This window comes from Citrobacter sp. wls718, assembly GCF_005280945.1.
Lineage (GTDB): Bacteria > Pseudomonadota > Gammaproteobacteria > Enterobacterales > Enterobacteriaceae > Citrobacter > Citrobacter gillenii.
In genome coordinates, this window is record NZ_SZWV01000069.1 from 93,878 (window position 1) to 99,994 (window position 6,117).

Here is a 6,117-nt window from a genome sequence, read left to right on the forward strand (position 1 = left end):
GCGTGGCCTTAAGGTTGGCTTAATCTCTGTCAGGCAAACTCTCCTCCATACTATCGGAGGAGAGTGTCATGAAAACCCGTATCTATGAAAGTTTAACCACCGTGTGCAGCCTGCTGATTGTGAGCAGCTTTGTGTACGTGTGGGTGAGCTCTTACTGATCTTTCTCCAGTACTACGCTGGCTCGGGTGCCGGTGGCTCCCGTGCGATTTTGCAAAAAGAACTGCCCGCGATGGAGCTGGGTGATGCGGCTGACAATGCTCAGCCCCAGTCCAATACCGCCAAAACGACTGTCCATGCGCACAAACGCTTTGCTTAACTCCCCGCATTTACTTTCATCAATGCCCGGCCCTTCGTCTTCAATGACCATTTTCGCCTCCGGGTCAGTATGCAGGCTAATTCTAATATTACTGCCCTCCGGGCTGTAACGATGCGCATTTTCGACTAAGTTACGCAGCAGCATACGCAACAGCGTAACGTCGCCACGCACCACGACATCGGTAGCGCTCTCGGGTAATAGAAGCGTTTGTTGCCGCTGATCCAGCATGGTGCTGAGTTCATCGTAGGCAGGCAGTATGACGTCCTCCAGCAGTTTGACATGCTGGTAATTCCCCGCTGAAAACGACTGACCCACGCGGGCAAGCTGCAGCAGCTGCGACACGCAGTCCATCATTTGGTCTAAGCGGGCAATAAGCGGTGAAACGTCCACGTTGTGGGTTTTTGACAGTAATTCCAGGTGCAGGCGAACGCCAGATAACGGTGTGCGCAGCTCGTGAGCGACGTCGGCAGTAAACAGACGCTCATTGTCGAGAGTGTTGGTGAGTCGCGTCACCAGCTGATTCAGTGCCGTGACGACCGCCTGTATCTCAACGGTAGAGCTGCGGATCTCTATAGGGGTCAGGTTATCGGCCGTGCGCGCTTCTAACTCTTTTTGCAGGTTGGCAAGCGGGCGGGTGATCCGTCGCACTGCCTGATAGCAAATCAGCAGCGTCAGGCTGACCATAAAGAGACCGGGGACGATCAGGCTGGCGATGGCCTCGCGGATCTCATGCATGATGTGGCGATCGTTGTTACGGTTTTCGCGTAACGCCTGTTCGAACAGCTGTATTTGTTCGGTGCTTTCATGCCACAGCCAGAAGGTGCTAATCAGCTGAAAGACCACCAGAATCAGGCCGATCGTTATCATCAAACGATGGCGCAGCGGCAGCGGCTGTTTTAAATAACGTATCAGCTTCACTTAGTTTTCCTCAGTGGCGACCAGCATGTAGCCAAATCCCCTGACCGTGCGAATACGGGCTTTACCCACTTTATCGCGCAGGTTGTGAATGTGAACTTCCAGCGTATTGGTCGACGGTTCGTTATCCCAGCTGTAGATATCGTTATACAGGATTTCCCGGTGTACCGGGCTGCCCGCTTTGAGCATCAAGCGCGACAGCAGCGCGTACTCTTTCGGCGTTAAGATAACCTCTTGCCCGTCCATCCATACCTGGCGACGACCAATGTTCAGCGTCAGGTTACCGACAGTCAACTCGCTCTCGCCCTGATTGTTATGGCGGCGCAGCAAGGCCCGAATACGGGCATGCAGTTCTTCCAGCGCGAACGGTTTGACCAGATAGTCATCGGCACCGACGTCCAGCCCGGCAACCCGGTCTTTGAGCGTATCGCGGGCGGTGAGGATCAGCACTGGAATCGTGTATTTTTTCTGCCTGATGCGGTTGAGAAAGTGCAGGCCGTCTTCATCAGGTAAACCGAGATCCAGTACCACCAGACTATAATGCCCGGTCTCCAGACATTGCTCTGCGGCACGGGCGGTTGACACGCCGTCGCAGGCATAGCCTTCCGTTTGGGCGGCAAGGATCAGTCCCTGTAATAACAGCGTATCGTCTTCAACAATCAGAATTTTCATTCAGTTAGCCTCCCCGGCATGGGTGCAGAATATCATCTGCCGCCTGGTAATTCCTGGTCTGTACGCCCGTTAATCCCAGCAGGGTGGAGAACAGATTATCTTGTGAGAAGTCTTCTGCGCTGGCCCGTTTTTGCAAACATGTTTGCGAGATCTGGTAGCGTTGCTGGTAGTCCTCTGACAACCACAGCAGCATCGGTACATGCTTTTGTGTTTCTGGCGCGATGGAATACGGCAGGCCGTGTAAATAGACGCCGTTTTCCCCTAACGATTCACCGTGATCGGAAAGATAGACCAAGCTGGTGGTGAAATTGTCCTGATGTGCTTTCAGTATATTGATTGCTTTATCAACAATATAGTCAACATACAGGATGGTATTGTCGTAGGTATTCACCAGTTGTTGCTGCGAGCAGGTTTGGATCTCATTGGTGTCGCAGGTTGGGGTGAATTTCTTGAACTGCGGCGGATAGCGGTTGTAATAGGTCGGGCCGTGGCTGCCGATGGTGTGCAGCACAATCACGCCGTCGCCTTGCAGGTTATTTATATACTCTTCCAGCCCGTGGAACAGAACGTCGTCGTAGCATTCACCGTCGATGCACTGCCCCGGCAGATTCAGTTTGGTCATATTCTGATGCGGTACGCGGTCGCATGCGCCTTTACAGCCGCCGTCGTTATCATTCCACAGCACGTTGATTCCCGCCCGCTGAATGACATCAAGTACGCCTTCCTGGTGGTGTGCCAGCTCTTCATCGTATTGCGCGCGCGGCATATCGGAGAACATGCAGGGGACGGACACCGCCGTCGCCGTCCCGCAGGACGTGGTGCGCGGGAAATAGACCACGTCATCTTTTTCCAGCCGCGGGTTGGTCTGGCGTGAATACCCCGACAGCGAGAAGTTATCCCCGCGCGAGGTTTCTCCCAGCACCACGATGGTGAGATTTTTACGCTTTTCTTTCAGCATTAACGGATTGCGGTGGGCATCTTCGCCAATACGCACCAGCGGCAAATCGGCCAGGCGCTGGTGTGAATACCAGGATGAGGTGGCGACGATGCTGTTGGACGGGCTGAGGGATTTAACCAGCTCTTTGTTGTTGCGAAACAGTGAGGCGTAATCTTTGTAGAAGAAGGTGGCGACCAGCACGATCAGCAGTACCGAGACCAGGATATTTGCCCCCCGGTACAGCACGCTACGCAATACCGGTGTCGTTGGTTTAATTTTGATCAAGCAGGCGATAATCGCCGCCAGAATACCGCTTATCCCGAGCGTGATGATCATTTGCGGCGTCAGCAAGGCGAAGGTTTCAGCGGGCGTGGTATCCATCATATTGGCGATCATCGAGCGGTCAATGATGATGCCGTAGGTCATGATGAAATATTGGGCAGAGGCACCCACCAGAATGAAAATGCAGGCCAACGGGCGGTTAAGCCACAGGAATGAAGCCAGCGTCAGCACAATGTTCATGACGCTGAAGGCCACCACCGGCATGGAGAGAAACACCAGCACGTTGCGCAGGGAGTCCAGCGGGAGGTCTTGCAGCACCTGCTTATAGAACGCGACGTTCAGAAAGGTGGCCAGATAAAGAGACATCAGCAGCAGCCAGCTGATGTGCCCGAGAGTCGGTCTTTTAAACAGGTGCTTTAACATGAAGAGGAAATTCCATCGACTAAGTGGGGCAGATCCTCGCAAAGTAAAGTTAAGCCAACCTTAAGAACTTAAGATTGGCTTAATACCGGATGGCTGCGATGCCTTGTCCGGCCTATATGCACCCCTGCTGCTTACATTAATTATTGTTAACTGGGGCATCCAGTGGATACGGATTTTTATGGATCCGGTTGTAATTAAGGGCATACAGCGCGGTGATGATCATCAGCATCACGAATGACCACATCACCTCTTTGGCGCCCGAGCCGACCACTGCCCAGATGCAGTAGATAAATGCCACGAAGGTGACCAGCAAGTACAGGGGACGTGCTTTACCAAAGTGACCATGGCCCAGCAGCAGCAGGGCGGCACAGGTATACAGGTAAGGCACCAGCGTGAAGATGACCGAGACAGAAGAGACCAGACCAAACTCTTTGGCGGCGTTCGGTGACATGCTGCTGAACTGGAAGAGAGTCATCAGGATCCCGACGATAATTAACCCGGCAACCGGCGTTCCGGCTTTGTTGACGCGGGCGAAAATCGGTGGGAACAGACCGTCGTCGGCTGCCGCTTTTGCGGTTTGTCCGGCAAGTAACGTCCAGCCACCCAGTGAGCCGAGACACCCGGCCGCTGCGCAGAAGGAGACAATCGCGCCTGCGGTGTCACCCAATGCCATGCGTGCCGCATCGCCGAATGGTGAAGCCGAAACGCGCAGCGCCGCGTTAGGGATCATGCCCATAATCGCGGTGGTAGAAAGTACGTAGCAGACAGCGGCAATCAGTACCCCGCCAATGGTGGCGATAGGAACGTTACGTTTAGGGTTTTTGACCACGCCCGCAGCCACAGAAGCACTTTCTACCCCGATGAATGACCACAGGGTGACGTTCAAGGTGCTTTGGATCGCGCCGAAGGTGTTCATGCCGCTGACGTTCCAGGCTGCCATATAGGTTTCACCGCGAAACCAGAACCAGCCGAAGACGGCAATCCCGACAATGGGCACCAGTGCCAGCACGGTAGCAATGGCCTGCACGCGGGTGATCATTTTCGGCCCGACGATATTCAGCAACACGAAGACCCACAGTACGGCGACGCAGGTCAGCGTTAACACCAGCGGATCTTTTAAGATGGGGAAAAAGTAGCTCAGGTAACCCACGCCAATGACCACCATCGCGATGTTACCGATCCAGCAGGCCAGCCAGTACAGGACGTTGGTTTGATAGCCTAAGAAGGGACCGAAGCAGCGGCGGGCATACGCGTAAGAACCACCGGGACTGGAGTCTAAGGACGACATTTTGGCGTACACCATCGACAGCGCCAGCGCGCCGATAATCGTGACCAGCCATCCGTAGATTGCAATCCCGCCAGTTGACGCCAGATTGGCGGGTAACAGGAATACACCGGAACCCATAATATTCCCCGACACCATTAAGGTGACGGGGATTAAGCCCACTTTGTGAGCATCAGCATCCGTCGACATATTTCTTAACTCCTGATAAGGATAAATGACGACGTATCATACCTCCGCAGAAGATGATTGAATTATGGCGAAAGGGGAGTATCGCCAATGCTGATATTATTATGGCTTATTGCTAAATGATTAAAAATCAGGCGGCCGTTTGTTCCCGGTGCAGGCTAACATAATGCAGTGGGGTCATCCCGTAGAACTCTTTGAATACAGAGATGAAGTATGACGTACTGTTATATCCGCACAGTTGTGACACCTGAGATATGTTTTTTCCGTCCATCAATAATTGATTGACGGCATAACGCATGCGACAGGTGGTAATTATTTGGCTGTAACTTGTATTTTCATTTTTGAGCTTTTTCTTTAACAAACTGGGGCTCAGGCACAGGCAGCTGGCGACCAGACTCAAGTTCCAGTCTTTATGAATATCACTCTCAATGATGTGATAAACGCTGTCGCTAATGCGGCTGCGTAACATATGCATCAGCAGCGGGAGAAACTTTTTGCTGTCGAGAAAGCGTGATAGCACGGTGAACAGCAGTGCACGCGTCCGTTCTGCCTCCCCTTCGTTCAGCGTTTCCATCACGCTGTGCTGGGCGGCGACCCGAAACACATCCGGCGTCAGGCAGGCAGCGGTCATTACCGGACTGGCACTGCGTTGCCAGAGGGGGATTTGTGAGAGATCTTTATTTAAAAATCGTAAGTAATCTTTAATAATGTCGCGACTGATGTGAACCACCAGGGCGTTATTGAGTGAAGAGAAGTCGATAATATTATTATCACATGCCACCAGTGCCATGTGGTTGGCTTTTAAACTGATGGCTTCTTTACCGTTAATCCTTAACCAAACATCTTTCTCCGTTAATACAACAACACAAGCTTCTTTGCTGCAAACCCTCATACCCGAACTCCTGGAATATGAATATAAAATACCGTCGCTCGCCGAAGGGTGAGTAATACCGGTTAAATGGAATTGTATGATGAATCAAAACCTGCGATAAAATAGCGTGATTCAAAGGAATTACAATATCTGTGGGGATTTTTGGGGTGTACATAATAATTTACGCGAGTGGCAACGTGTTTTCGCTGCATAAAAAAAGCGCGGGGTGG

6 protein-coding genes are annotated in these 6,117 nt (G+C 52.4%); 1 reads left to right on the forward strand and 5 read right to left on the reverse strand.

All coding sequences use genetic code 11. The features are described from left to right. Positions 1–68: 68 nt before the first annotated feature. The gene (pmrR, locus tag FDW95_RS14365; RefSeq protein ID WP_096758646.1) at positions 69–158 is read left to right on the forward strand and encodes an LpxT activity modulator PmrR; all 90 of its coding nucleotides are present in this window, start codon (positions 69–71) and stop codon (positions 156–158) included. Here pmrR and pmrB read toward each other — a convergent pair. The 5 genes from pmrB to FDW95_RS14390 all read right to left on the reverse strand — a co-directional run bounded on the left by pmrB (position 152) and on the right by FDW95_RS14390 (position 5,908). Further along, the gene (gene pmrB, locus FDW95_RS14370; RefSeq protein ID WP_170973001.1) at positions 152–1,225 is read right to left on the reverse strand and encodes a two-component system sensor histidine kinase PmrB; all 1,074 of its coding nucleotides are present in this window, start codon (positions 1,223–1,225) and stop codon (positions 152–154) included. The two genes, pmrR and pmrB, sit on opposite strands and share 7 nt — an antisense overlap. A gap of 9 nt (positions 1,226–1,234) precedes the next feature. Next, positions 1,235–1,903 carry a two-component system response regulator PmrA gene (gene pmrA, locus FDW95_RS14375; protein ID WP_115259662.1) on the reverse strand — a complete coding sequence of 223 codons (669 nt, stop codon included), beginning with the start codon at positions 1,901–1,903 and terminating at the stop codon, positions 1,235–1,237. Positions 1,904–1,907: 4 nt separating this feature from the next. Further along, complete coding sequence (eptA, locus tag FDW95_RS14380) at positions 1,908–3,545, reverse strand: phosphoethanolamine transferase EptA (RefSeq protein WP_115259661.1); 1,638 nt, start codon at positions 3,543–3,545, stop codon at positions 1,908–1,910. A gap of 136 nt (positions 3,546–3,681) precedes the next feature. Beyond that, positions 3,682–5,019 carry an arginine/agmatine antiporter gene (gene adiC, locus FDW95_RS14385; protein ID WP_096758642.1) on the reverse strand — a complete coding sequence of 446 codons (1,338 nt, stop codon included), beginning with the start codon at positions 5,017–5,019 and terminating at the stop codon, positions 3,682–3,684. 127 nt (positions 5,020–5,146) lie between these two features. After that, positions 5,147–5,908, reverse strand: coding sequence for an AraC family transcriptional regulator (locus FDW95_RS14390; RefSeq protein WP_096758641.1), 762 nt, complete (start codon positions 5,906–5,908; stop codon positions 5,147–5,149). Positions 5,909–6,117 lie beyond the last annotated feature (209 nt).